23 protein-coding genes are annotated in these 26,582 nt (G+C 59.3%); 14 read left to right on the forward strand and 9 right to left on the reverse strand.

All coding sequences use genetic code 11. The annotated features are described in order from the left end of the window. Nucleotides 1-221 precede the first annotated feature (221 nt). Genes iolG through iolB form a run of 8 tightly spaced genes read left to right on the forward strand, consistent with a single transcriptional unit; the run spans nucleotide 222 to nucleotide 9,606 of the window. Nucleotides 222-1,208 carry an inositol 2-dehydrogenase gene (gene iolG, locus ACVCAM_RS13590; protein WP_025912801.1) on the forward strand — a complete coding sequence of 329 codons (987 nt, stop codon included), beginning with the start codon at nucleotides 222-224 and terminating at the stop codon, nucleotides 1,206-1,208. Between the two features lie 31 nt (nucleotides 1,209-1,239). Further along, a complete protein-coding gene (locus tag ACVCAM_RS13595) occupies nucleotides 1,240-2,169 on the forward strand; it encodes a sugar ABC transporter substrate-binding protein (RefSeq protein WP_008502118.1) in 930 nt (309 codons plus the stop codon). A gap of 54 nt (nucleotides 2,170-2,223) precedes the next feature. Then, nucleotides 2,224-3,771 carry a sugar ABC transporter ATP-binding protein gene (locus ACVCAM_RS13600; RefSeq protein WP_025912800.1) on the forward strand — a complete coding sequence of 516 codons (1,548 nt, stop codon included), beginning with the start codon at nucleotides 2,224-2,226 and terminating at the stop codon, nucleotides 3,769-3,771. Between the two features lie 11 nt (nucleotides 3,772-3,782). Next, nucleotides 3,783-4,811, forward strand: a complete 1,029-nt coding sequence (locus ACVCAM_RS13605) for an ABC transporter permease (RefSeq protein WP_008502116.1) — start codon at nucleotides 3,783-3,785, stop codon at nucleotides 4,809-4,811. Nucleotides 4,812-4,819: 8 nt separating this feature from the next. Continuing rightward, nucleotides 4,820-5,953, forward strand: coding sequence for a Gfo/Idh/MocA family protein (locus tag ACVCAM_RS13610; RefSeq protein WP_025912799.1), 1,134 nt, complete (start codon nucleotides 4,820-4,822; stop codon nucleotides 5,951-5,953). A 12-nt stretch (nucleotides 5,954-5,965) separates the two neighbouring features. Continuing rightward, entirely contained in the window at nucleotides 5,966-7,870 is a 1,905-nt protein-coding gene (locus tag ACVCAM_RS13615; protein WP_032667596.1) for a bifunctional 5-dehydro-2-deoxygluconokinase/5-dehydro-2-deoxyphosphogluconate aldolase, read from the forward strand. Between the two features lie 11 nt (nucleotides 7,871-7,881). Further along, nucleotides 7,882-8,772: a myo-inosose-2 dehydratase gene (gene iolE / locus ACVCAM_RS13620; protein ID WP_025912797.1), complete on the forward strand. Its 891-nt coding sequence runs from the start codon at nucleotides 7,882-7,884 to the stop codon at nucleotides 8,770-8,772. Between the two features lie 9 nt (nucleotides 8,773-8,781). Further along, nucleotides 8,782-9,606, forward strand: a complete 825-nt coding sequence (gene iolB, locus ACVCAM_RS13625) for a 5-deoxy-glucuronate isomerase (RefSeq protein ID WP_025912796.1) — start codon at nucleotides 8,782-8,784, stop codon at nucleotides 9,604-9,606. 54 nt (nucleotides 9,607-9,660) lie between these two features. Here iolB and ACVCAM_RS13630 read toward each other — a convergent pair whose 3' ends face one another. The 3 genes from ACVCAM_RS13630 to ACVCAM_RS13640 are packed head-to-tail and all read right to left on the reverse strand — an operon-like array spanning nucleotide 9,661 to nucleotide 12,162. Then, entirely contained in the window at nucleotides 9,661-10,404 is a 744-nt protein-coding gene (locus tag ACVCAM_RS13630; RefSeq protein ID WP_023294274.1) for an alpha/beta fold hydrolase, read from the reverse strand. 11 nt (nucleotides 10,405-10,415) lie between these two features. Beyond that, nucleotides 10,416-10,883, reverse strand: coding sequence for a DUF6130 family protein (locus ACVCAM_RS13635; protein WP_023294273.1), 468 nt, complete (start codon nucleotides 10,881-10,883; stop codon nucleotides 10,416-10,418). A 49-nt stretch (nucleotides 10,884-10,932) separates the two neighbouring features. Then, nucleotides 10,933-12,162: an MFS transporter gene (locus tag ACVCAM_RS13640; RefSeq protein WP_025912794.1), complete on the reverse strand. Its 1,230-nt coding sequence runs from the start codon at nucleotides 12,160-12,162 to the stop codon at nucleotides 10,933-10,935. Between the two features lie 97 nt (nucleotides 12,163-12,259). Between ACVCAM_RS13640 and ACVCAM_RS13645 the strand changes: the two genes are divergently transcribed. Beyond that, nucleotides 12,260-13,150: a LysR family transcriptional regulator gene (locus ACVCAM_RS13645; RefSeq protein WP_025912793.1), complete on the forward strand. Its 891-nt coding sequence runs from the start codon at nucleotides 12,260-12,262 to the stop codon at nucleotides 13,148-13,150. Here the strand turns inward: ACVCAM_RS13645 and ACVCAM_RS13650 are convergent. Beyond that, the gene (locus tag ACVCAM_RS13650; protein WP_021241815.1) at nucleotides 13,147-13,335 is read right to left on the reverse strand and encodes a YfgG family protein; all 189 of its coding nucleotides are present in this window, start codon (nucleotides 13,333-13,335) and stop codon (nucleotides 13,147-13,149) included. The two genes, ACVCAM_RS13645 and ACVCAM_RS13650, sit on opposite strands and share 4 nt — an antisense overlap. A gap of 352 nt (nucleotides 13,336-13,687) precedes the next feature. Here ACVCAM_RS13650 and ACVCAM_RS13655 point away from each other — a divergent pair, with 352 nt between their 5' ends. Further along, nucleotides 13,688-15,928: an EAL domain-containing protein gene (locus tag ACVCAM_RS13655; RefSeq protein WP_025912792.1), complete on the forward strand. Its 2,241-nt coding sequence runs from the start codon at nucleotides 13,688-13,690 to the stop codon at nucleotides 15,926-15,928. Between the two features lie 4 nt (nucleotides 15,929-15,932). Here the strand turns inward: ACVCAM_RS13655 and ppx are convergent, their stop codons facing one another. From ppx to purM, 4 genes are all read right to left on the reverse strand, one after another. Next, nucleotides 15,933-17,471 (reverse strand): exopolyphosphatase, encoded by a 1,539-nt coding sequence (gene ppx, locus ACVCAM_RS13660; RefSeq protein ID WP_008501646.1) that lies wholly within the window; start codon nucleotides 17,469-17,471, stop codon nucleotides 15,933-15,935. A gap of 3 nt (nucleotides 17,472-17,474) precedes the next feature. Beyond that, a complete protein-coding gene (gene ppk1, locus ACVCAM_RS13665) occupies nucleotides 17,475-19,535 on the reverse strand; it encodes a polyphosphate kinase 1 (protein WP_008501645.1) in 2,061 nt (686 codons plus the stop codon). Between the two features lie 204 nt (nucleotides 19,536-19,739). Next, the gene (gene purN / locus ACVCAM_RS13670) at nucleotides 19,740-20,381 is read right to left on the reverse strand and encodes a phosphoribosylglycinamide formyltransferase (RefSeq protein ID WP_447093613.1); all 642 of its coding nucleotides are present in this window, start codon (nucleotides 20,379-20,381) and stop codon (nucleotides 19,740-19,742) included. Beyond that, nucleotides 20,378-21,415, reverse strand: a complete 1,038-nt coding sequence (gene purM / locus ACVCAM_RS13675; RefSeq protein ID WP_008501643.1) for a phosphoribosylformylglycinamidine cyclo-ligase — start codon at nucleotides 21,413-21,415, stop codon at nucleotides 20,378-20,380. The genes purN and purM overlap by 4 nt, the downstream gene beginning before the upstream one ends. A 266-nt stretch (nucleotides 21,416-21,681) precedes the next feature. Here purM and ACVCAM_RS13680 point away from each other — a divergent pair, with 266 nt between their 5' ends. From ACVCAM_RS13680 to ACVCAM_RS13695, 4 genes are all read left to right on the forward strand, one after another. Further along, nucleotides 21,682-23,112 (forward strand): 6-phospho-beta-glucosidase, encoded by a 1,431-nt coding sequence (locus tag ACVCAM_RS13680; protein ID WP_025912791.1) that lies wholly within the window; start codon nucleotides 21,682-21,684, stop codon nucleotides 23,110-23,112. 215 nt (nucleotides 23,113-23,327) lie between these two features. Beyond that, nucleotides 23,328-23,954: a uracil phosphoribosyltransferase gene (upp, locus tag ACVCAM_RS13685; protein ID WP_008501641.1), complete on the forward strand. Its 627-nt coding sequence runs from the start codon at nucleotides 23,328-23,330 to the stop codon at nucleotides 23,952-23,954. Between the two features lie 86 nt (nucleotides 23,955-24,040). After that, nucleotides 24,041-25,330 carry a uracil permease gene (gene uraA / locus ACVCAM_RS13690; RefSeq protein ID WP_023294266.1) on the forward strand — a complete coding sequence of 430 codons (1,290 nt, stop codon included), beginning with the start codon at nucleotides 24,041-24,043 and terminating at the stop codon, nucleotides 25,328-25,330. 95 nt (nucleotides 25,331-25,425) lie between these two features. Next, complete coding sequence (locus ACVCAM_RS13695; RefSeq protein ID WP_166792068.1) at nucleotides 25,426-26,127, forward strand: DnaA inactivator Hda; 702 nt, start codon at nucleotides 25,426-25,428, stop codon at nucleotides 26,125-26,127. Nucleotides 26,128-26,211: 84 nt separating this feature from the next. Here ACVCAM_RS13695 and arsC read toward each other — a convergent pair whose 3' ends face one another. Then, nucleotides 26,212-26,568, reverse strand: coding sequence for an arsenate reductase (glutaredoxin) (arsC, locus tag ACVCAM_RS13700; RefSeq protein WP_008501638.1), 357 nt, complete (start codon nucleotides 26,566-26,568; stop codon nucleotides 26,212-26,214). Between the last annotated feature and the right edge of the window lie 14 nt (nucleotides 26,569-26,582).

A 26,582-nucleotide genomic window follows, 5' to 3' on the forward strand; every position in this document is an offset into this window, starting at 1 on the left:
CGGTGCGCTCTTTTCCCCTCGCCCCTTTGTGGAGACTGCCGGGGTGAGGGGCTAGCAGCACCTTCTTCCATGTTGTGAGATTGATAACAAAATTTATCTCATTCATCTCAAAAGTGTTAACCCGCACTCAAAAACATAATTTTCACTATTTATAAAAATGAAATAAATGTTTTATTTATAGGGTCGTTAGTTCACAGCATTCACCAACACCGGGAGCCGTTATGTTTAACATTGCTTTACTGGGCGCTGGCCGAATTGGCCAGGTACATGCAGCTAACATCGCCAGCCACGGCGCGACCACGCTCTGGTCCGTGGTTGACCCGAATCAGGAATTTGCCACCCGCCTCGCCACGCAGTATCAGGCCCGCCAGCAGAGCCTGGATGAAGCGATGACCGACCCTAACGTTCACGCCGTGCTGATCGCCTCCGCCACCGATACCCACGCGGACCTGATTGAAATGGCCGCCCGCCACGGCAAGGCCATCTTCTGTGAAAAGCCGGTACACCTCGACCTCGCCCGCGTGCGCGACTGCCTGAAGGTGGTCAAAGAGTACGACGTGCCGCTGTTCATCGGCTTTAACCGCCGCTTTGACCCGCAGTTCCGCCGCGTGAAAACCGACGCGCAGGCCGGGCGCATCGGCAAGCCGGAATCGCTGCTCATCATCTCCCGCGATCCGTCTCCGCCGCCCGCGGAGTACGTGCGCGTCTCCGGCGGCATGTTCCGCGATATGACCATTCATGACTTTGACATGGCGCGCTTCATCATGGGCGAAGAGCCGGTGTCGGTGTATGCCCAGGGCAGCAACCTGGTCGAGCCGGCGATTGGCGAGGCGGGGGACATCGATACCGCGTTTATCGTTCTGAAATATGCCTCCGGCGCGATGGCGACCATCGTTAACAGCCGCCGTTCATCTTACGGCTACGACCAGCGCCTGGAACTGCACGGCTCCGAAGGGCTGCTGTGCGCGGGCAACATTCTGGAAAACCAGGTGCAGCACTACGGCAAACAGGGCTGCACCAGCGCGCTGCCGGAACACTTCTTCCTGCAGCGCTACAAATTCGCTTACGCCGCGGAATGGGAACACTTTGTTGCGGTCCTGCGCGGCGAAGCGGTGCCTGACTGCAGCGGCGATGATGGTGAACGTGCGCTGTACCTCGCGGATAAAGCGCTGGAGTCACTGCGCAGCCAGCGCGAGATCGTCCTCTAAACACAACCACCCTACACAGAGAGACATAATAATGAAAAAACTGATCGTAGCCGCCCTCATCGCCATGACGTCCGGGGCCGCCCTCGCCGAAAACGAGCAAATTGTGTTCAGTACGCCAAACCTGGCCATGCCGTTTGAAGTTCACATGCAGCGCACGGCGGTAAAAGCCGCAAAAGAGATGGGCGTGAAGCTTCAGGTACTGGACGGGCAGGGCAGTTCACCGAAGCAGGTGGCTGACCTGGAAAACGCCATCACCCGCGGGGCGCAGGGCTTTATCGTCTCCCCGAACGACGTGAACGCGGTCTCCAGCGCGGTGGATGAAATTCAGGATGCGAAGCTGCCGGTGGTCACCCTTGACCGCTCCGTCGACAGCCAGAAGAAGGTGCCGCACTTTGGCGCCAACAACTACAAGGGCGGTCAGGCGATTGGCGATTTTGTGAAAACCAAATTTCCCGACGGGGCGGAAATCATTCTGCTGACCGGCCAGCCGGGCTCCTCCTCCAACATCGAACGCACCAAAGGGATCCGCGACAGCCTGAAGGCGGGTGGCGATAAGTACAAGATCGTCGCCGATCAGACCGGCAACTGGATGCGTTCTGAAGGGATGCGCATCGTGGAAAGCGTGCTGCCCTCGCTGCCGAAACGCCCGCAGGTGATCCTCTCCGCCAACGACGACATGGCGCTGGGGGCGATCGAAGCCCTGCAGAGCCAGGGCGTGAAGCCGGGCGAAATTCTGGTCACCGGCTTTGACGCGGTACCGGAAGCGCTGGCCCGCGTGCGCGACGGCTGGCTGGCGGTGACGGCGGACCAGCGTCCGGGCTTTGCGGTGCAGACGGCGATGAGCCAGCTGGTGGCCAACGTGCGCGAGAAGAAGGCCATCACCGGGGCCGACTACCCGCCGACGCTGATCACCAAAGAGAACCTGCAGCAGGCTGAGCGTATCGGTGAGGCCGGTAACTGATTTATCCGCAGCCGTCGCTGGCGCGGCGGCTCACTCTAAAGGAGGAGCAGACCGATGTCGCAACCCTTACTGAAAGTGACCGACCTGGCAAAAAGTTTTTCCGGCGTCTGGGCGTTAAGCAGCGCCCAGCTGACCGTCGGCGCGGGCGAGATCCACGCTCTGCTGGGGGAAAACGGGGCGGGTAAATCCACGCTGCTGAAGGCGCTCGCGGGGGCGCAGCCGCAAACCCGCGGGGATATCTGGTTCAACGGCGAAACGCTGCCGGTGGACGACTCCCCGGTGGAGCGCCAGAACAAGGGCATTATCACCATCTATCAGGAATTCAACCTGCTGCCCAACATGACCGTCGCGGAAAACATGTTTCTCGGGCGCGAGCCGCGTAAACGTAACCTGATCGTCGACGAAAAGGCGGTCAATCAGGAGGCGCAGGTCATTCTCGACTATCTGCAGCTGAACGTTGCGCCGACCACGCCGGTCGCCCGTCTGAGCGTGGCCCAGCAGCAGATGGTGGAGATCGCCCGGGCGCTGACCCTCAACGCCAGGCTAATCATTATGGACGAACCGTCCGCCGCGCTGAGCGACAGCGAGGTGGAAAGCCTGCACCGCGTGGTGCGCGAGCTTAAAAACCGCGGCGTGAGCATTATCTATGTCACCCACCGCCTGCACGAGGTTTTCCAGCTCTGCGACCGCTTCACCGTTTTCCAGGACGGCCGTTTCACCGGCACCGGCGCGGTGGCGGAGACCAACGTCGAACAGCTGATCCGCCTGATGGTCGGGCGCGACGTGGCCTTTAATCGCCGTCCCGCCAGCGAAACGCATCATGAGGACAAACCCGTCCGCCTGGCGGTGAAGGGGCTGAGCCGCGAAAAGCCACCGCTGGATCCGCACGGCATCGCCCTGCACGACATCAGCTTCCACGTCCACGCCGGGGAGGTCTTAGGCATTGCCGGACTGGTGGGCGCCGGGCGCACCGAGGTGGCCCGCTGCCTCTTTGGCGCAGACGCGTTTACCTCGGGCAGCTTTGAGCTGGACGGCGTGCCCTACCAGCCGCGCGACCCGCTGTATGCCCTTGACCAGGGCGTGGCGCTGGTGCCGGAAGATCGTAAAAAAGAGGGGGCAGTGCTGGGGTTGTCGATTCGCGACAACCTGTCGCTCTCCTGCCTCTCCTCGCTGCTGCAGTGGCGCTGGTTCGTGAATACCCGCAAAGAGGACGATCTGATCGAGTCCTACCGCAAGGCGCTGCAGATCAAGATGGTCAACAGCGCGCAGGAGGTGCGCAAGCTCTCCGGCGGTAACCAGCAAAAAGTGATCCTCGCGCGCTGCATGGCGCTCAACCCGCGGGTGCTGATCGTCGACGAGCCGACGCGCGGCATCGACGTGGGGACCAAATCAGAAGTGCACCAGGTGCTGTTTGACATGGCGAAAAAGGGCGTGGCGGTGATCGTGATCTCCTCCGATCTGCCTGAAGTGATGGCGGTGTCAGATCGGATCATCACCCTGAGCGAAGGGCGAGTGACCGGCGAGATCCACGGTGACGACGCTAACGAAGAACGGCTGATGACGATGATGGCCATCAACCACAACGCCCTGAACGCGGCATAACGGAGTTTCTCATGACGCAGATGATTTCTAAAACGCAGGCCCCGGTCAAACGCGCCGGACGCATCGATCCCATCGCCTTCTTCGAGCGCTTCGGGGTGCTGATTTTCATGATCCTGCTGCTGATCTTCTTCCAGTCGCAGAACAGCAACTTTTTCTCTGAACGCAATATTTTCAACATCCTGACCGAAGTCTCCATCTACGGGATCATGGCCGTGGGGATGACCTTTGTCATCCTGACCGCCGGGATTGACCTCTCCGTGGGCTCCATTCTGGCGGTGTGCGCCATGACCGCGGCGTACGTGATTAAGGGCGACAACTTCACCACCGTCGACCCGAACGCCTGGGGCGGCATGAGCTGGCTGATTGGGCTGGGGATTTGTCTGGCGATGGGGACGGCGATTGGCTTCCTGCACGGTCTGGGCGTGACCCGCCTGCGCCTGCCGCCGTTCATCGTGACCCTCGGCGGGATGACCATCTGGCGCGGCCTGACGCTGGTGATCAACGACGGCGCGCCGATCGCTGGGTTCGATCAGGGCTACCGCTGGTGGGGGCGCGGGGAGCTGCTCGGCATCTCCATTCCGATCTGGATCTTCGCCATCGTCGCCCTCGGCGGCTATCTGGCGCTGCACAAAACCCGCTGGGGCCGCTTCGTTTACGCCATCGGCGGCAACCCGGAGGCAGCGCGCCTGGCGGGGGTGAACGTCAAGCGCGTGCTGGTCAGCGTCTACGTGCTGATTGGCTGCCTGGCGGGGCTGGCGGGCTTCATTCTGAGCGCGCGTCTGGGGAGCGCCGAGGCGGTGGCCGGGATCTCCTTTGAGCTGCGCGTCATCGCCTCGGTGGTGATTGGCGGCACCTCGCTGATGGGCGGCTACGGGCGCATCGGCGGCACCATTATCGGTTCCATCATCATGGGGATTCTGATTAACGGCCTGGTGCTGATGAACGTCTCGGCCTACTACCAGCAAATTATCACCGGGTTAATTATCGTTCTGGCGGTGGCGTTTGATACCTACGCCAAGAGCCGTCGCGGCGCACTGTGAGGATCACGATGAAAGAGGTTCGTATTGGATTGATTGGCACCGGATATATCGGCAAGGCACACGCTATCGCCTATGCCCAGGCTCCGACGGTGTTCAACCTGCGGGGCAGGCTGGTGCGCGAGATGGTAGCGGAAGTCACGCCGGAGCTGGCGGCAGCGCGCGCGCAGGCGTTTGGCTTCAACCGCTCCACCGGCGACTGGCGGGCGCTGGTGGCCGACCCGGCGATTGACGTGGTGGATATTTGCTCACCCAACCACCTGCATAAAGAGATGGCGCTGGAGGCGATCCGCCACGGCAAGCACGTCTACTCGGAGAAGCCGCTGGCGCTGAACGCCCATGACGCGCGCGAGATGGTCGACGCCGCGAAGCGGGCCGGGGTGAAAACGCTGGTGGGGTTCAACTACATGAAGAACCCGACGGCGCAGCTGGCGAAGGAGATTATTGCCCGCGGCGAGATTGGCGAAGTGATCCACTTCTACGGCACCCACAACGAAGACTATATGGCCGACCCGCTCTCGCCCATTCACTGGCACTGCTTCAAAGAGACCGCCGGGCTGGGGGCGCTGGGTGACCTGGCGGCGCATATCGTCAACATGGCCCAGTACCTGGTCGGGGAGATCGAGCAGGTCTGCGGTGACCTGAAGATTGTTGTCCCGGCACGTCCGGCGAAGGCCGGGTCGTCAGACATGATTGCCGTCGAAAACGAGGACCAGGCCCACGCGATGGTGCGCTTCGCGGGCGGAGCGCAGGGCGTGATTGAAACCTCCCGCGTCGCCTGCGGCCGCAAGATGGGGCTGTCGTACGTCATCACCGGGACGAAAGGCGCCATCAGCTTTACCCAGGAGCGCATGGCGGAGCTGAAGCTCTATCTGCATGACGATCCGGTAAACCGGCAGGGGTTCCGCACCCTGCTCGTCGGCCCGGCACACCCGGACTACGCCGCGTTCTGCATGGGCGCAGGCCATGGGATTGGCTTTAACGATCAAAAAACGGTGGAGGTGCGCGACCTGGTGGACGGGATTGCCGCCGACGCGCCGATGTGGCCGGACTTCGAAGAGGGCTGGAAGGTATCGCGCGTGCTGGACGCGATCGCGCTCTCGCACCGGGAAGGCCGCTGGCTGAACGTGAATGACATTGTCTGATGAGGTATCAACGTGGAAAAGCAGTTTGATGTGATATGCATGGGCCGCGTGGCGGTAGACCTCTACAGTCAGCAGATTGGTGCCCGTCTGGAGGATGTGTCGAGCTTCGCCAAATACCTCGGCGGCTCGTCCGGCAACGTGGCGTACGGCACCGCGCGCCAGGGGCTGCGCTCGTCGATGCTGGCGCGCGTCGGCGACGAGCATATGGGCCGCTTCCTGCGCGAAGAGCTCAGCCAGGTGGGCTGCGATACCAGCCATCTGATTACCGATAAAGACCGCCTCACGGCGCTGGTGCTACTCGGCATTAAAGACCGGGACACCTTTCCTCTGATTTTTTATCGCGATAACTGCGCGGATATGGCCATTACGGCCAGCGATGTGGACGAAAGCTACATTGCCTCCGCACGGTGTCTTGCCATCACCGGGACTCACCTTTCTCATCCTCAGACCCGCGAGGCGGTGCTGACGGCGCTGGGCTATGCCCGCCGTCACGGCGTGCGCACGGTGCTGGACATCGACTACCGTCCGGTGCTGTGGGGGCTGACCTCCTTAGGCGACGGCGAAACGCGTTTTATCGCCGCGGATAAGGTCACCCGCGAGCTGCAGGAGGTGCTGCACCTCTTCGACGTCATTGTCGGCACCGAGGAGGAGTTTCACATTGCGGGCGGCAGCACGGAGACCCTGCAGGCGCTGGGGCAGGTGCGTGCGGTGAGTCAGGCCACGCTGGTCTGCAAGCGCGGTGCGCTCGGCTGCTCGGTTTATACCGACGCCATTCCGCCCCGGCTGGACGACGGCCTGACGGTGACCGGCGTGCGCGTGGAGGTGCTGAACGTCCTCGGCGCGGGGGATGCGTTTATGTCCGGCCTGCTGCGCGGCTACCTGAACGACGAGGGCTGGGAGCAGGCGTGTCGCTATGCCAACGCCTGCGGCGCGCTGGTGGTCTCGCGCCACGGCTGCGCCCCGGCGATGCCGAGCAAAATCGAGCTGGATGACTATCTCTCCCGCGCTGCGAACGTGCCGCGTCCGGATCTCGACCCGCGTCTGAATCATCTGCACCGGGTCACTACCCGCCGCCGCGAATGGCCGGAGCTGTGCGTGATGGCCTTCGATCACCGCAGCCAGCTTGAGGATATGGCGCTGCAGTGCGGGGCGTCGCTCAAACGTATTCCGGCGCTCAAGCAGCTGATCCTGCAGGCCAGCCGCGAGGCGGCGAGCCGGGCCGGGCTGGAGGGCAAAGCCGGCCTGCTGTGCGACGGCACCTTTGGACAGGACGCGCTGAACGCCATCACCGGCGAGGGGTGGTGGATTGGTCGCCCCATTGAGCTGCCTGGCTCGCGTCCGCTGGAGATGGAGCACGGCAACATCGGCACCCAGCTTATCAGCTGGCCGCAGGAGCACGTGGTGAAGTGCCTGGTCTTTTTCCACCCGGAAGATGCCCACGGCCTGCGCCTGGAGCAGGAGCAGAAAATCGCTGAGGTGTACCACGCCTGCTGTCAGTCCGGGCACGAGCTGCTGCTGGAGGTGATCCTGCCTGCGGCCATGCCGCGCAGCGACGAGCTCTACCTGCGCGCCATCTCCCGCTTCTACAACCTCGGCATTTACCCGGACTGGTGGAAGCTGCCGCCGCTTTCCGCCGAGGGCTGGACGGCACTGAGCGAGATTATCGAACGCCGTGACCCGCACTGCCGCGGGGTGGTGATCCTCGGCCTGGATGCCCCTGCAGAACAGCTGCGCGCCGACTTCAGGGCCGCAGCGGGGCAGCCGCTGGTTAAAGGCTTCGCCGTAGGGCGCACGCTGTTCGGCGATGCCTCCCGCGCGTGGCTGAAACACGATATTAACGATGCGCAGCTGGTGGCGCGCATCCGGGACAACTACCTGCAGCTTATCGCCTGGTGGCGCGAGCGCGGACACGCATAATGGAGACGACAATGAGTGTACAACTGGGCATTAACCCGCTGACGTGGACGAACGACGATCTGCCTTCTCTGGGCGCAGAGACGCCGCTGGAGACCTGCCTGAGCGAAGGGAAAGAGGCCGGTTTTGCAGGGTTTGAACTGGGCAATAAATTCCCGCGCGAAGCGCGGCTGCTTGGCCCCATCCTGCAGCGCCATGACCTGCAGCTGGTCTCCGGCTGGTACTCCGGCCGACTGCTGGAGCGCAGCGTGGAGGAGGAGATCGCCGCCGTGCAGTCCCACCTGACGCTGCTGCGCGAGCTGGGGGCAAAGGTGCTGGTCTTTGCGGAAGTGAGCGGCTGCATTCACGGCGAGCAGCAGACGCCGGTGCATCTGCGTCCGCGTTTCCCGCAGGCACGCTGGAAGGAGTATGGCGAGAAGCTCACGGAATTTGCCCGCTACACCCAGCAGCAGGGGGTGCAGATTGCCTATCACCACCATATGGGGACGGTGATTGAGTCCGCTGACGACGTGGACAACCTGATGACCCATACCGGCGAAGAGGTTGGGTTGCTGCTGGACACCGGTCACCTGACCTTTGCCGGGGCCGAACCGCTGGCGGTGGCGCAGCGCTGGGCGTCGCGTATCAACCACGTTCACTGCAAAGACGTGCGTGCCGACGTGCTGGCGGACGTGAAAAACCGTAAAACCAGCTTCCTTGATGCGGTACTGAGCGGCGTGTTTACGGTGCCGGGCGACGGCTGCGTGGATTACCCGCCGATCATGCGGCTGCTGAAGGCGCAGGACTATCACGGCTGGTTGGTGGTGGAGGCGGAGCAGGACCCGGCGGTTGCCCATCCGCTGACCTATGCCCGTCTGGGGTATAACAACCTGAGCCGCCTGGCGCGCGACGCCGGGCTTATTTGAGGAGGTGACATGTCACGTCTGTTATCACGCTGGCAACAGCCGAACGCGGAGGGGCGGACCCAGTACGTCACGCCGGAACGCGCAGGGTGGGGATACGTCGGCTTTGAGGCGTATGAGCTGCATGAGGGGCAGCAGCTGACGCTGCCCGCCGTCAGCGAAGAGCGCTGCCTGGTGCTGGTCGCCGGACGCGCCTCCATCAGCACGCCTTCCGCGCAGTTTAACGACATCGGCGAGCGGATGAGCCCGTTCGAGCGCATCAAGCCGTGGGCGGTGTACGTTACCCCGCAGGAGACGGTGCAGGTGAAGGCGCTGACGAGGCTCGAGCTGGCGGTCTGCGCCGCCCCCGGCAAGGGCACGTATCCGACGCGGCTGATTGCGCCGCAGGATATCGACGCTGAGGCGCGCGGCAAGGGCCACAACCAGCGCTACGTGCACAACATTCTGCCGGAAGATAAGCCCGCCGACAGCCTGCTGGTGGTGGAGGTCTGGACCAACGAGGGCTGCACCAGCTCGTACCCGAGCCACAAGCACGACACGGATAACCCGCCCCGGGAGACTTACCTGGAGGAGACCTACTACCATCGCCTCAACCCGGAACAGGGGTTCTGCATGCAGCGGGTTTACACCGACGACAGAGCGCTGGATGAGTGCATGGCGGTCTACAACCGTGACGTGGTCATGGTGCCGAAGGGCTACCACCCGGTGGCGACGATGGCCGGGTATGACAGCTATTATCTCAACGTGATGGCCGGGCCGGTGCGCAAATGGATGTTCACCTGGGAAGAGGACCACGCGTGGATTAATCGGGATTATCCCGTGGATGGCGGGCACTGAGGCTATTTTTTGCCGGGTGGCGCTGCGCTTACCCGGCCTACAATTTACAAAATACTATTTTGCTTCAATCGCCTGCTCAATCGTCCGGGCGATAGCCTCCGGCTGGCTCACCATCGACACGTGACTCGCGGAGACCTCGGTGGTTTTCGCATGGATCGTCTTCGCCATCGCACGTTCAAGATCGGGGTTGATCATTCGGTCATTTTTGCTGACCACAAACCAGCTCGGCTTATCATGCCACGCCGCGTGGGTCACCTTTTCACCAAACGCATCGGCCTTAATTGGCCCCTGCGTGGCCGCGATTGCAGTTTGTTCCTCGGGCTTCACGTCCGGCGCGAAATCCTTCCTGACGGCGTCCGTTGGCAGATATAAATAGCCGTCCGCCGTTTTGGCGATGCCCGCGCTGCCCGGCGGCGGCGGGTAGCTTCCCGCGAGGTCCGCCGTCGACTGGCCGGCATCCGGCGCGAACGCCGCCACATACACCAGCGATTTCACCCGCGCATCGTTGCCCGCTTCGCTAATCACGGTGCCGCCCCAGGAGTGACCCACCAGCACGACATCCCCCTGCGCGCGGGCGATGGCCCGCTTTGTGGCGGCAACGTCATCGTTAAGCGACGTGAGCGGCAGCTGGACGGCAATGACCTCTGCGTGCTGTTTCTGCAACAGGGTAATCACCTTATTCCAGCTGCTGCCGTCGGCAAACGCGCCGTGCACCAGCACGACGCTGGTTTTGCTCTGTGCAAAGGCGCTGGCGGAAAGCGCCAGCAGGCCTGCCGTCAGTACAGTCAGTGCTTTCATCTTCAGACTCCTTAAAAATGGTGGACCGCCGCGTGGGGCGGTACGGTGAATTCGATGGTTTTGTGGTCGAGCGGCTTGTGCGTCGGGTCGGCCAGAATAATCGTCACCTTGTGTTTACCGGCGGGGAGTCCCACCAGAATCACCGGCTCTCCGCTGGCGTCAGCCCAGTGCCACGGCGCGTCATCCACCACCACGTGAATGTGCCCGATGCGCGGGGTGACCTTGAGCGCTTCAGGTCCGAATACCGGCTCGATGCGCAGGTTTTCGGCACGGTACTGGATAAACACCGCGCCTTTACTCAGCGGGCCGGAAAGCGGCGGATCGACGATCAGTTTTGCCGGCGGTTGCGGCTGCGCCAGCGGGGCAACGGCGGCGGGGCCGTTAACGTCCGCGGCGCTCAGGTTGTCCAGCGGCGTGGCCTGGGCATGTGTTACAGAGGCCAGGACGAGCAGGGGTAAAATTGCGTAACGACGAATCATGGTTCTCTCCTCATCGGTTCTGAATGACAACAGGGAAAGAAAACCATTTTTATGTATCGGAGATATTTGCCGGAGGGGGCGTTTTGTACCCGTTTGTCAGCGCGTCGCGCGGGATACAGTGCGATACAGTTTGCCTCCCGGGACGGCGCACGATCGCTATCGCCAGCCCGGCAATCACCAGCGTTAACCCCGTCGACACTCCCATTGCACCCGCGATCCCCAGCGTTTTGTTCAGCCATGCATAGGCAAACGGTGCGGCTGCGGCCATCAGCTGGCCCGGGATAAGCAGCATGCCCGTGCGGCGGGCATAGCTTTCCGCGCTAAACAGCTCCAGTGGCAGTGTGGCTTTTACTATGGTGACCAGCCCGTTGATGGCGCCGTAGCCCAGCACAAACCCGGCCGCGCACCAGACAAACAGGGCGCTGCTTATTCCCACAAGAAAACACAGCGGCATAGCAAGAGCGGTAAAGAGCGTAAGTTTGAAGGGGGTTAAGCGGCCACCTGCCAGCACCTCCAGCGAGCGCGCGCCCGTCTGGCCGATCCCCCACAGCATGCCGATGGCGACCGGCAGGCCAAAGTGGGCAATAAACTCCGGCAGATGGGTGGAGGTGCCGTTAGAGACAAAGGTGATAAGGGCGATGAAGGCCGCATAAAGCCAGGCTTTACGCCGCTCGTTGCGCAGGGGCGGCGCGATGGCCTTCGTGTTTTCCGTCAGCCGCTGCCGGGGAAGCGTGCGGATCAGCACTGCGCTCAGCAGGCCAAGCAGGGCATAAATGCGTAACGCGTCCTGCCAGCTCATGATGTGAAGCAGGCCATCGCCCAGCGGCCAGAAGACGGCGGAGGCCAGCCCGCCCGCCAGCGTGACGCGTGAGATCGTTCTTCGCGCCTGCTGCCCGTAGAGGTTGACCAGCGCGGCGAACAGCGCATCGTACAGCGACAGGCGCATCCCAGTGCCGGCGACAATCCAGGCGCCGTACCAGCCATAAAGCGTCCGTGTATACGCCATTTCTGCGCAGCTTGCGGCGATCAGCAGCGTTCCGACCATCACCACTTTTTGACCGCCAAAGCGTGCCAGCAGGCGGGCGACAAAAGGAGATACCGCCGCCATCACCAGCATCGCCAGCGTCAGGCCGAGGTAAATCTGCGGTGACGACCATCCCCGGTCGGCTGAAATGGCCCGCGCAAAGGTGCCGGGCATATAAAACGAAATCCCCCAGTTGATGAGTTGATTACACCCGGCGGTGAGGGCGAGGCGACGAGGAAGGACAGAGGTTTCCATGAGTTTTCATTCCGTTATGCAGTTGTCCTGAGCATAACGGGCGCGGTATTGTGCTGGCAGGACTGCAACCTTATGCGCGGTATAAGAGAAACTTTGAATGACGACGCTTAATCTGGGCTATCTCGCCACCTTCCGCCTGGTTCACCAGCGCGGCAGCTTTTCAGCGGCAGCGGACGTTCTGGGCCTCTCCCAGCCCGCCGTCAGCCTGCAAATACGCCAGCTGGAGCAGTTTCTGCAAACGCGGCTGGTGGAGCGTACCGGGCGAGGGATTAAGGCGACGGCTGCCGGAGAAACCTTGCTGGCGCACGGGGAGCGTATTCAGCAGGTGGTGGATGACGCCATCCGGGCCGTGAATGCGTTTAGCCACGACGTGAGCGGCACCATTACCCTTGGCACGGGGGCGACGGCCTGCATTCATCTTCTGCCGCCGCTGCTGGAGCAGCTACGCCGCGACTATCCGCTCCTGAGCGTGGGAGTCACGACGGGCAACACCCTCGACATCGTCAGGGCCATTGAAGAGAACCGTCTCGATATGGGGCTGGTGACGCTGCCGGTGAGCGGCAGAGCGCTGGACGTCATGCCGGTGATGGACGAAGAGTTTGTCTTTATCGCCTCAAGGGAGCAGCAGGACGCTTTCAGGGAGTTAACCCCGGAGGCGCTCCATGCCCAGCCGCTGATCGCCTTTGAGACAGGCAGCGGGACCCGGGCGCTGATCGATGGCTGGTTTGCCGCCCATGGGGTAGCGATGGCGCCGGTGATGCAGCTTGGCAGCATCGAGGCGATCAAACGCATGGTTCGCGCGGGGCTGGGCTACAGCATCGTGCCGAGAATGGCGGTAGAACAGGATGCCGATCGCGAGGGGCTATGCGTGATGTCGCTGACGCCCATGCTGCAGCGGCAGCTGGCGGTGGTGATGCGGCAGGATAAAATCCTCAGCAAAGGGATCGCGGCCTTTATTCGGCTCGTACAGCATCCTTCGGGGGGTTAGCGGTCAGCGGTGTCGACGGTCAGACTGGATTGCTGTGACTGGGTTTTGTCCTGATGGTGGTACCAGGCGCCAATCGAAGAGTAAACGAAGCGGCCAAAGAAAAACAGGAAACTGATAAGCAGTATGATGCGGGTCATTCGGGTGTTAAATCGATGTCGTTTGCGCATACGCGTGACCTGACTCACTCTGTTTTTCCTGGATAAGCCCTCCCGGGCGATAAGGATATTAAGGCACAGCGGGAAGATGGGGTCAATTCTGTGATGTGTAAATAACCGTCAACGTTTGCATTAACTATTGTTATTGAAATTAATAATTGCATTTACCATATTGATAATATGAAGAAAATTATTTCACAAAATTCTTCTGCAAGGCTTATTTGCGTGAAATAGTTTGATTTAAGTCAACGGATTCCCAGCTCTGATATTTAAAATCCCTCCTCCACACTGTTCACTCTGCACGTCGCGGGGTGGCGCCAGGTCAGGTTGGATGCCTGTCTTTATTTTCCCTCTGGAGAAAAAGGGGTTTAACCGGGCATCTATGAAGATTTTCGCTTTCCTGAAAAACAATAAATACCGTTGGTGGGCATTGCCGCTACTATTACCGGTGGTTTTGCTTCCCGTGCTGAGCGTGGCAAATACGTTCACGCAGCTGGGGGACGGTATCGCGGCGCTTTATTATTTACCGCTCTCCTTTTTGCTCTCGCTAATGATGTTCTTTGGCCTGGAAGCCCTTCCCGGGATCGTGTTGTCGCTGTTTATCCGCTATTACCCGTCGGTCGGGATGTTCGAAACGGTTGCCGGGGTGCTCCATTTTATTGTCCCTTTAGTCCTCAGCTGGGGCGGCTACCGGGTGTTTGCGCCCAGACGCAATATGACGGCGTACGGCGACATCCGGCTGATGGCGCAGCGCATCTTCTGGCAGGTTATCTGCCCCGCGACGCTGTTTCTGGTGCTGTTTCAGTTTGCGGTGTATCTGGGCGTGTATGAGAGTCGCCAGAGCCTCGCGGGGTTGAACCCTCTTAACATTCGTACGCTCATTAACTACCAGGCGCTGCTGGTCAGCGGGCTGACGGGCGTGCCGTTGAGCTATCTGCTGATCCGCCTGATCCGTCATCCGCGCTATATCAAAAGTCTTCTCTCGCAGATCCGTTTCCAGATAGATAAAAAGGTGACGGCCGCAGAGTTTTCGCTGTGGGCGATTGCGCTTGGCGGGCTGCTGTCGCTGCTGCTGCTCCCGATAAATGAAAACAGCTCCATCTTCACCACTAACTATACCCTGTCGCTGCTGATGCCGGTGATGCTCTGGGGCGCGATGCGTTTTGGCTATAAGCTGATTTCGCTGATCTGGACCCCGATACTGCTGGTGTCCATTCACTATTTTTACCGCTATATCCCAGTGAACGCGGGGTACGATATTCAGCTGGCGATCACCTCTTCCAGTTACCTGGTCTTTTCGTTTGTGGTGATTTATATGTCGATGCTGGCGACCCGGCAGCGCGCGGTGAACAAACACGCCCGCAGGCTGGCACTGCTCGATCCGGTTGTCCATATGCCTAACCTGCGGGCGCTGTCGCGCGATCTGGCGAAGAATCCGTGGTCGGCGCTCTGCCTGCTGCGCATTCCGGAGCTGGAAATTTTGGGCCGAAATTACGGCGTGCAGCTGCGTATTCAGTACAAACAGCAGCTGGCGCAGTGGGTTAACGGTACGCTCCAGCCCAATGAGCAGGTGTATCACCTCACCGGATATGACATGGCGGTGCGGCTCAACGCGGAATCGCACCAGCAGCGGATTGACGCCCTGGACGAGCATATCAAGCAGTTCCGCTTTGTCTGGGACGGCATGCCGCTGCAGCCGCAGGTTGGCGTAAGCTACTGCTATGTCCGGTCCCCGGTTAACCATCTTTATCTGGTGCTGGGGGAGCTGGCGGTGGTGGCCGATCTGTCACTCTCCTCTAATCACCCGGAAAATCTTCAGCAGCGCGGTGCCGTCCATTTGCAGCGCAGCCTGAAGGATAAAGTCGCGATGATGAGCCGCCTGCAGAAGGCGCTCGACAACGACGAATTCATCCTGCTGGTTCAACCCGTTCGCGGCCTGCGTGGCGATTGCTATCACGAAGTCCTGCTGCGGATGCCGGATACCAATGGGATACTGATCTCCCCCGATCAGTTCCTGCCCGTCGCGCAGGAGTTTGGTTTGTCCTCCCGGGTGGATCTGTGGGTGCTTGAGCATACGCTGCGCTTCCTGGCCGCGCATCGGGAAAGACTGCCCGGCCAGCGCTTTGCTATTAATCTGGCGCCTTCAACAGTGTGCCGGGTGCAGTTCCCGCTTGAGGTGAGCCGCGTGCTGGCGAAATACGCTATTGAGCCGTGGCAGCTGATCTTTGAAGTGACGGAGTGCAGCAACTTCTGCAACGCGGAGCAGGCGCTGCATATCCTCAGTCAGCTGCAGAAAATGGGGGTACGCATTGCGATTGATGATTTTGGTACCGGCTATGCAAGCTACGCGCGGCTAAAAAGCGTGGACGCAGATATTCTTAAAATCGACGGCGACTTCATCCGAAATATCGTCAACAACAGCCTGGATTATCAGATTGTGGCGTCTATCTGCCATCTGGCGCGCATGAAGAAGATGCTGGTGGTGGCGGAATATGTCGAGACCGAAGAGATACGTAGCGCGGTTCACGCGCTAGGTATCGATTATGTGCAGGGCTATCTGATTGGCAGACCGGCACCGCTTGAGTCACTGCTGGAAACAGAGGCGTCCTGCGCGGACGCCTGAACCGTTACGCGGCGACGTCGGCGCTCTCTTCCTCGATTTTGAGCAGCCAGCCGGTGACCGCTTCCCAGTACTGCTGCTCCTTTTCCAGGTCCAGCAGGACCAGCGCGTTCTGGCTGAACCAGTCGTGCGGGAAGCTCAACGTCCAGTGATGGTCGTCGGTTTTCAGCTTCAGCGTGGGCGGCGTGGTGGTCGCCTGACGCTGGTTATTGAGCAGCACGCCCAGACGCAGGAGCTGAATCAGCGGCAGGAACTGCTTTTTCTTAAACAGCGTGAAGCGCGGCAGGTCGTCGAGCTTGATGGCTTTGCGGTGATAGCGCACCAGGGTCGCCATCATGGTTTGCTGCTCCTGGTTGAAGCCAGGCAGATCGCTGTTTTGCAAAATATAGGCCGAATGGCGGTGCATCCCGCTATGGTTGATATTCAGACCCACCTCGTGCAGCATCGCGGCCCATTTCAGCAGCGCGGCAAGCTGCGGGTGCGCCAGCTTCGGATTCTGCTCTTCCCACTGTTCATACATCTGCACCGTGGTGTCCAGCACGCGCTTCGCCTGCTCGCGGTCGATGTTGTACTGGTTGGCCAGGCTTTGCGCGGTGCGGCTGCGAATATCCTGATGGCGGAAGCGGCCTTCCATTTCGTACAGCACGCCTTCGCGCAGCGCGCCGTCGGACAGGCGCAGCTCTTTAATGGCCAGCGCATCAAACACGCCGCAGAGAATGGCCAGCCCCGGCACGAAGACCGCCTTACGCTCGTCGGAAAGCCCCGGCAGGCTTAAGGCGTCAAAACTTTTATGCTTCAGCACTTCGTCGGTCAGCAGCGTCAGGCGTTCGGGCGTGATGAACCCATCTTTTTCACCCATTGCCAGCAGCACTTCATGCGCCGCCTTGATGGTGCCCGACGCGCCCAGCGCCACGTTCCAGCCCTGAATGCGGTACTGCCAGGCCAGGTTTTCCAGCTTCTGGACAGCCGCCATACGTGCACGCTGGAAGTTCTCGCGGGTGATGGTGCCGCCCGGGAAATACATCTGCGCGAAGCTGACGCAGCCCATACGGCGGCTTTCCACCAGGCGAGGCTCAAAGTCTTCGCCGATCACCAGCTCCGTAGAACCGCCGCCGATGTCGATCACCAGCTTGCGCCCTTTTTCCGGCTGGGTGTGCTCGACGCCCATGAAGATCAGACGCGCTTCCTCGTTACCGGAGATGATCTCAATCGGGTAGGGGATCACCTTTTCGGCCCGCTTGAGAAACTCTGGCGCATTCAGCGCCTGGCGCAGGGTGTGGGTGCCCACGATGCATACGCTGGAGGGCGAGAAGCCCTGCAGGCGTTCAGCAAACAGCGACAGGCAGTTTAACCCGCGCTCCATCGCCTCTTCGCTGAGCATGCTGCGTTCATCAAGGCCATCCGCCAGGTGTACGCGCTGCTTCAGACGACCGATGATCTGCAGCGCGCCATCCACCTCACGGGCGATGACCATGTGGAAACTGTTAGAGCCAAGATCGACCGCGGCGAATTCCTGCGGGCGTGGGGTCTTATCATTTATCGGCATAGGTTAATCGGGTTGCTCGAGTGATTTGATATAGTCGTAAATCGCCAGTTGCGACCGTACTTTACGGCGGTTGCCGCGCGGTACATAGCGGTTACTGAGTTCTTTGTCGATATAGCGCGCTTTCACCGTATCGCTGAACAGGATCTCGATAATGTCGAGAATACGCTGTTTCAGACGCGGATCCAGCAGCGGGGTTGCGACTTCAATTCGGTAGTCAATATTGCGCGTCATCCAGTCTGCCGAAGAGAGATAGACCTGTTTGTCGCCTGCATTATCGAAAATATAGACCCGATCGTGTTCCAGGTAACGGTCAACAATGCTGATCACCCGAATATTATCGCTGATGCCTTCCAGTTCCGGGATCAGCGAGCACATGCCGCGGATCAGCAGGTTAACCGGTACGCCAGAGCTGGACGCGGCGTACAGCCTGTCCACCAGTCCTTTGTCGACCAGATTGTTAAGCTTCAGGGTGATGCCGGACGACAGCCCTTTCTGGGCATTGGCAATCTCTTTATCAATCATATCGTACAGCAGACGGCGCGAGTTCTGCGGCGAGACCAGCAGATAGTCGAAGCTGACAGGGCGGTACGGATTCTCAATGAAGTTAAAGACCCGGCGTACCTCGTTGGTGATGCGCGCATCGGCGGTCAGCAGCGAGTAGTCGGTATAAATTCGCGCCGTTTTCTCGTTAAAGTTCCCGGTACCGATGTGGGCATAGCGCACCACGTCGTCGCCCTCTTTACGGGAGATCAGGAACAGCTTGGCGTGAATTTTGAGACCCGGCGCGGAGAAGATCACGTGCACGCCCGCTTCCGTCAGACGGCGCGCCCAGTGAATGTTCGCCTCTTCGTCGAAGCGGGCCTGCAGCTCAACCACCACGGTCACTTTTTTGCCGTTGTGCGCGGCGTGGATCATCGCATCGATGATGCGGGAATCTTTTGCCACGCGGTAGATGTTGATTTTGATCGCCAGCACGCTCGGGTCGAACGAGGCCTGTCGCAGCAGCTCCAGCACGTGTTCAAACGTGTGATACGGGTAGTAGAGCAGAACATCGCGCTCGCGAATGGCGTCGAACCCGTTGCGGAATTTATCAAACCACAGATGGCGCAGGCGCGGCAGCGGCTTGTTCACCAGATTGGCCTTGCCGACGTTCGGGAAGCCAATGAAGTCTTTAAAGTTGTGGTAACGGCCGCCCGGCACGATGGAGTCATAGCGCGAAATGGTCAGCTTCTCGCGCAGCATTTCTACCATGGCGTCCGGCATATCGCGCTGATAAACAAAGCGCACCGGCTCGGCCGTCAGGCGTTGTTTCAGGCTGGAGGACATCAGCTCCATCAGGCTGGCCTCCATCTCGTGCACCAGGTCATATTCGGCGTCACGGGTCATCTTCATCGAGTAGGCGTTTAGCGCATCGTAATCGAAGAAGCCTTTGAAAATGTCGTCGAGACAGTAGCGCAGGATGTTGTCCAGCAGGATCATCGGCTTGCGTCTGCGCGGGGTTTCCGGCGGCAGGTTCACGAAGCGCGGGACCTTGTCGGACGGGATCTCCAGCAGCGCGTAGCGAATGGATTCACCGCGAATAATTTCTACGGCCAGATAGGTGTAGTCATCTTTCAGGAACTGCACCAGATCGGTTTCGCGGTTGATGAGAATCGGGGTAATGTGCTGGCGCAGGTACTGTTTAAAATAGTGGCGCAGCCAGTTTTGTTGGTTAACGGAAAGCTGACGTTCGTTAATCAGGAAGATTTGATTGCGCGCCATCTCCAGCAGCAGTTCGTTATACAGGCCGTCAAATTCCTGATCGGCTTTCAACACGCGGGACTGGATTTTGCCCAGCAGATGCCGCGAGTGAGAGTTTAAGCCCTGTTCTTCGCTGATGATGATCCGTCTTTTCAGCTCGGCAAAGCGAACCTTGTAGAACTCATCCAGGTTGTTGGAATAGATGCCCAAAAAACGCATGCGTTCGATCAGCGGGTTACTTTTGTCAGCCGCTTCCTGGAGTACACGTTCGTTAAATGCTAACCAGCTTAGCTCTTTCTCGATATATAACTTTTCCTGACCCATTACAGCTCACACTCCAGTTCAATCACAGGACGTGGTAAATCCGTCTCGTCCTTATTATGGCGAGCATTTCCACGATATGTCCAACAGTGCCAGAAAAGTATGACAGTTATTTTTTTTGTTGGGGAATTTAGAAGGTTGGAGAAGGGAATATCGGGTAATGCAAGGTAGATGTCGGGTAAGCGCGGCGCCACCCGACATAACAAACTACTCTTCCGCCGCATGGCCCTGCGGGGGTAACTTCACGCCATGCAGCCAGGCAGCGCCGTCGCGCATTTCGAGGCGCCCGTCGACAAACCAGCTTACCACCAGCGGGTAAATGGCGTGTTCCTGGGTCTGCACGCGTTCGGTCACGTCTTCTTCGCTGTCGCCGTCAAAGACCGGGACTTTGGCCTGCAGGATCACCGGACCGCCGTCCAGCTCGTCGGTAACGAAATGCACGGAGGTGCCGTGCTCCTCATCGCCGTTTTCCAGAACCTGACGATGGGTGTGCAGGCCGGGATATTTCGGCAGAAGAGAAGGGTGAATATTCAGCAGACGTCCGGCGTAGTGCGCAACAAAAGCCGGGCTCAGAATGCGCATATAGCCCGCCAGCACCACGACGTCCGGTGCGTAGGCATCAATCTCCTGAACCAGCTCGCGGTCAAAGGCTTCACGCCCGGCGAACTGGCTGGCTTCCAGCGCGTGCGCGGGAATGTTCGCTTCCCGCGCGCGCTCAAGGCCGAACGCGTCGGCCTTGTTGCTGAATACTGCCCGAATGGTGCCGTTGATTTTCTTCTGTTTGCAGGCGTCAATGATGGCCTGCAAATTGCTTCCGTTGCCGGAAATGAGCACCACGATGTTTTTCATTCAATGACCACACGCTGTTCGGAATCGGAGGCTTTAATCGTACCGATTTTCCACGCGTTTTCACCTTTTTCGGTCAGCAGTTTAACCGCTTTATCCGCTTCGCTTGCCGGCAGGGCGATAACCATGCCCACGCCGCAGTTAAAGGTGCGGTACATTTCGTGAGAGCTCACGTTGCCTGCGGTCTGCAGCCAGTTAAACACGGCCGGCCACTGCCATGAGGATTCGTCGATTACGGCCTGGGTGTTGTCCGGCAGCACGCGCGGGATGTTCTCCCAGAAGCCGCCGCCGGTCAGGTGGGCGATAGCGTGCACGTCAACGTTCTCAATCAGTTCCAGCACGTTTTTAACGTAGATGCGGGTTGGCGCCAGCAGGTGGTCTGCCAGCGGTTTACCGTCAAGCTCGGTGGTCAGCGGGTCGCAGCCGCTCACTTCGAGAATTTTACGCACCAGAGAGTAGCCGTTGGAGTGTGGGCCGCTGGAGGCCAGCGCGATCAGCACATCACCATCCGCCACTTTGCTGCCGTCGATAATTTCTGATTTTTCTACTACGCCGACGCAGAAGCCCGCGACGTCATAATCTTCGCCGTGATACATACCCGGCATTTCAGCGGTTTCGCCGCCGACCAGCGCACAGCCGGACTGCAGACAGCCTTCGGCGATACCGTTAATGACGCTGGCCGCGGTATCCACGTCCAGTTTGCCGGTCGCGTAGTAATCGAGGAAGAACAGCGGCTCTGCGCCCTGAACCACCAGGTCATTCACACACATCGCGACCAGATCGATACCGATCGTGTCGTGACGTTTTAAATCCATCGCCAGGCGCAGCTTGGTGCCTACACCGTCAGTACCCGAGACCAGAACAGGTTCACGATATTTTTGCGGCAGCGCGCACAGTGCGCCGAATCCACCCAGACCACCCATCACTTCCGGGCGGCGGGTTTTTTTCACCACACCTTTGATTCGGTCAACCAGCGCATTACCTGCGTCAATATCAACACCGGCATCTTTGTAGCTGAGAGAAGTTTTGTTGGTCACGGCTCAAGTCCCCACGCGATTGCATAGCTAGTAAGAAAAATCGGCGCAATTCTAACAGTCCAGGCAAACGTTTGCGAGCCTATTCTCGGTGCGGGGATCTTTTTTTCTCTCTGGCTTAGGCAGGGCGACAAACTTGACTCTGTTCACGAAAATGAAACCGGTTTCGGCGTTCTGCTTGCAACGGCTATCCCCTTTGCACATCATCGAACTGAAACCGGTTTCTGTAATTGTTTTTGCAGAAAATAACGCAGAATGAGGGAAAGCAAATGTCAGGATTTAAAGCAGATTTTCTGTGGGGTGGTGCCGTTGCGGCGCATCAGCTTGAGGGCGGCTGGAAAGAGGGCGGCAAGGGCGTTAGCGTTGCCGATGTGATGACGGCGGGCGCGCACGGCGTACCGCGCGAAATCACCAACGGCGTGCTTGAGGGGAAAAATTACCCTAACCATGAAGCCATCGATTTCTACCACCGCTATAAAGAAGACATCAAACTCTTTGCCGAGATGGGGTTCAAATGCTTCCGTACCTCCATCGCCTGGACGCGTATCTTTCCGAAAGGTGACGAGCTTGAGCCGAACGAGGCCGGTCTGAAATTCTATGACGATCTGTTCGACGAGTGCCTGAAGTACGGCATCGAACCGGTGATTACGCTTTCCCACTTCGAGATGCCTTTCCACCTGGTCACGGAATACGGCGGCTGGCGCAACCGTAAGCTGATCGACTTCTTCGTTCGTTTTGCGAAAGTGGTTTTCCAGCGCTATCAGCATAAAGTGAAGTACTGGATGACCTTTAACGAGATCAACAACCAGGCCAACTTCCATGAAGATTTTGCGCCGTTTACCAACTCCGGGCTGAAGTACGCGCCGGGTGAAGATCGTGAGCCGGTGATGTTCCAGGCCGCGCACTATGAACTGGTGGCCAGCGCCCTGGCGGTGAGGGCGGGGCGCGAGATTAACCCGTCCCTGCAGATCGGCTGCATGATTGCCATGTGCCCCATCTACCCGCTGACCTGCGCGCCGGACGACATGATGATGGCGATGAACGCCATGCACCGCCGCTACTGGTTCACCGACGTCCATGTGCGCGGCAAGTATCCGCAGCATCTGCTCAACTACTTTGAACGTCGCGGCTTCGCGCTGGATATCACCGAAGAGGATAAAGTCGCGCTGACGCAGGGCTGCGTGGATTACATCGGGTTTAGCTATTATATGTCCTTCGCCACCAAGGCGACGGCGGACAACCCGCAGCTGGACTATGACGAAAGCAAGAGCCTGGTCTCCAACCCGTACGTGCAGAAATCCGACTGGGGGTGGCAGATTGACCCGGTGGGGCTGCGCTACTCCCTCAACTGGTTCTGGGATCACTACCAGCTGCCGCTGTTTATCGTTGAAAACGGCTTTGGCGCAATCGACGTGCAGGAGAGCGACGGCACGGTGAACGACCAGTACCGCATTGACTACCTGGCCGCCCACATCCGCGAGATGAAAAAAGCGGTGGTGGAGGATGGCGTCGATCTGATGGGCTATACCCCGTGGGGCTGTATCGACCTGGTGTCTGCCGGTACCGGTGAAATGAAAAAACGCTACGGCTTTATCTTTGTCGATAAAGACAATGAAGGCAACGGCACGCTGAACCGCAGCAAGAAAAAGTCGTTCGACTGGTATAAGCAGGTGATTGCGAGCAACGGCGATAACCTGTAATTGTCGGGTGGCGCTAACGCTTACCCGACCTACACTACACGTAGGCCCGCGTAAGCGTAGCGCCACCGGGCAAAACCTCGCACTTAAGCCGGAGACCTGTCTCCGGTTTTTTGTCTTTGCTTGATCCCTGTCAAGCAACATGGGTATGGCGCAATCCGAAAAAAGCGGTATAATCCCGCGATTTTTTTGCGGATGCCATTCAGAGGAGAAAGAGAATGAAGATTGTGGAAGTGAAACACCCACTCGTTAAACACAAGTTGGGCCTGATGCGTGAGCATGACATCAGCACGAAGCGTTTTCGCGAACTGGCCTCTGAAGTCGGCAGCCTGCTGACTTACGAAGCGACCTCCGATCTGGAGACAGAAAAAGTCACCATCGAAGGCTGGAACGGCCCGGTGCAGGTTGAGCAGATCAAAGGTAAGAAAATTACCGTTGTGCCAATCCTGCGTGCCGGTCTCGGCATGATGGAAGGCGTGCTGGAGCATGTGCCAAGCGCGCGCATCAGCGTGGTGGGGATCTACCGTAACGAAGAAACCCTCGAGCCAGTTCCTTACTTCCAGAAGCTGGTGTCCAACATCGACGAGCGTATGGCGCTGGTGGTTGACCCGATGCTGGCAACCGGCGGTTCAATGATTGCCACTATCGACCTGCTGAAAAAAGCGGGCTGCAGCAGCATTAAAGTGCTGGTGCTGGTTGCGGCACCGGAAGGGATCGCGGCACTGGAAAAAGCGCACCCGGACGTTGAGCTGTATACCGCCTCTATCGACCAGGGCCTGAACGAGCACGGGTACATCATCCCGGGGCTCGGCGATGCCGGCGATAAGATCTTTGGTACGAAATAATCGAATAACGATAAATAAGCCGACTTTGATAGTCGGCTTTTTTTTGAATAAAACACCAACAACGATACTACTCAGAGGAAAACACTATGACGCGCCGTGCTATCGGGGTGAGTGAAAGACCGCCGCTTTTACAGACTATCCCGCTTAGTTTGCAGCACCTGTTCGCCATGTTTGGCGCAACCGTGCTGGTGCCAATCCTGTTCCACATTAACCCGGCTACCGTACTGCTGTTCAACGGCATCGGTACGCTGCTGTATCTCTTTATCTGTAAAGGCAAAATCCCGGCATATCTCGGGTCGAGCTTCGCCTTTATCTCTCCGGTGTTATTGTTGCTGCCGCTGGGCTATGAGGTCGCGCTGGGCGGCTTTATCATGTGTGGCGTGCTGTTCTGCCTGGTCTCCTTCATCGTGAAGAAAGCCGGTACCGGCTGGCTGGACGTGATGTTCCCCCCTGCGGCGATGGGCGCCATCGTGGCCGTCATCGGTCTTGAGCTGGCGGGCGTGGCGGCGAACATGGCCGGCCTGCTGCCAGCAGACGGCCAGTCGCCGGATTCCAAAACCATTATCATCTCGCTGGTGACGCTGGGCGTAACGGTCTTTGGTTCCGTGCTGTTCCGCGGCTTTATGGCGATTATCCCGATCCTGATCGGCGTGCTGGCGGGCTATGCGCTCTCCTTTATGATGGGCGTGGTGGATACCACCCCGATTGCGCAGGCGCACTGGTTCGCGCTGCCTACCTTCTATACGCCGCGCTTCGAATGGTTTGCGATTTTCACCATTCTGCCTGCAGCGCTGGTGGTGATTGCAGAGCACGTCGGCCACCTGGTGGTGACGGCAAACATTGTCAAACGTGACCTGATCCGCGACCCGGGCCTGCACCGTTCCATGTTTGCGAACGGTTTCTCCACCATCATTTCCGGTTTCTTTGGATCTACGCCAAACACCACCTACGGTGAAAATATCGGCGTGATGGCGATTACCCGCGTCTACAGTACCTGGGTTATCGGCGGCGCGGCGATCATCGCCATTCTGCTCTCCTGCGTCGGCAAGCTGGCGGCAGCGATTCAGATCATCCCGGTGCCGGTGATGGGCGGCGTGTCTCTGCTGCTGTACGGGGTAATCGGTGCCTCCGGTATTCGCGTGCTGATTGAATCCAAAGTGGATTACAGCAAAGCGCAGAACCTGATCCTGACGTCGGTGATCCTGATTATCGGCGTGAGCGGCGCGAAGGTGCACATCGGGGCGGCCGAGCTGAAAGGCATGGCGCTGGCGACCATCGTCGGCGTGGGCCTGAGCCTCATTTTCAAGCTGATCTCCGTGATCCGCCCGGAAGAGGTGGTGCTGGACGCTGACGAAAGCGAAAAAGCGTCACAGTGATCCTTTAACCGGGCGGACGATCCGCCCGGTTCTCTCCTTGCAGGTTCCGTGTTAAACTCCATGCCGATTTTATGTCAGATCTGGTTGAGGTACTTCTGAACGGACCGGCACAGCTCTCTCTGCCACTCTATCTCCCTGACGACGAAACGTTTGCAAGTTTCTGGCCGGGTGATAACCCCTCTTTACTGGCTGCACTGCAAAACGTGCTGCGTCAGGAACACAGCGGATACATCTATATCTGGTCACGCGAAGGTGCGGGGCGCAGCCATCTGCTGCATGCCGCCTGTGCGGAGCTTTCGGCGCGCGGTGATGCGGTAGGCTATGTGCCGCTGGATAAACGAACCTGGTTCGTGCCTGAGGTGCTGGAGGGGATGGAACATCTTTCCCTGGTCTGCATCGATAACATCGAATGCGTGGCGGGGGATGAGCCGTGGGAAATGGCGATCTTTAACCTCTACAACCGCATTCTGGAATCGGGCAAAACCCGACTGCTGATCACTGGCGATCGCCCACCACGACAGCTGAATCTGGGCCTGCCGGATCTGGCGTCTCGCCTGGACTGGGGACAAATCTACAAGCTCCAGCCGCTGTCGGATGAAGATAAGCTTCAGGCGCTACAGCTGCGTGCAAAGCAGCGTGGGTTTGAGCTGCCGGAAGACGTGGGCCGTTTCCTGCTGAAGCGGCTGGACCGCGAAATGCGCACGCTGTTCGACACGCTGGATCAGCTCGATCGTGCCTCGATTACCGCCCAGCGCAAGCTGACCATTCCGTTTGTGAAAGATATTCTGAAGCTATAGTTGTGCCGGGTGCCGGCTGCGCCTTACCCGGCCTACATATGGCACCCGTAGGCCCGGTAAGCGCAGCGCCACCGGGCGAAACCATCAGAGGATCTCGAGCACGTCTTCCGGCGGGCGTCCAATGCGCGCCTGGCCGTTCGCCACCACAATCGGGCGCTCAATCAGCTTTGGATTTTCAACCATCGCCTGTATCAGCCGATCCTCGGAGAGACGGTCGTCATTCAGGTTAAGCGACGTATACAGATCTTCTTTCTTGCGCATCAGATCCCGTGCACTGCCCATGCCCAGCATATGCAGCAGCTGGCGGAGGGTTTGCGCGTCCGGTGGGGTGTCGAGGTACAGCACCACCTCCGGCTCCACGCCGTTAGACTTCAACAGGCTCAGGGTATCGCGGCTCTTGGAGCAGCGCGGGTTGTGATAAATTTTTACGGCGTCTGTCATGACGTGAATTCTCC

Source organism: Enterobacter sp. CFEC122, from assembly GCF_052983755.1.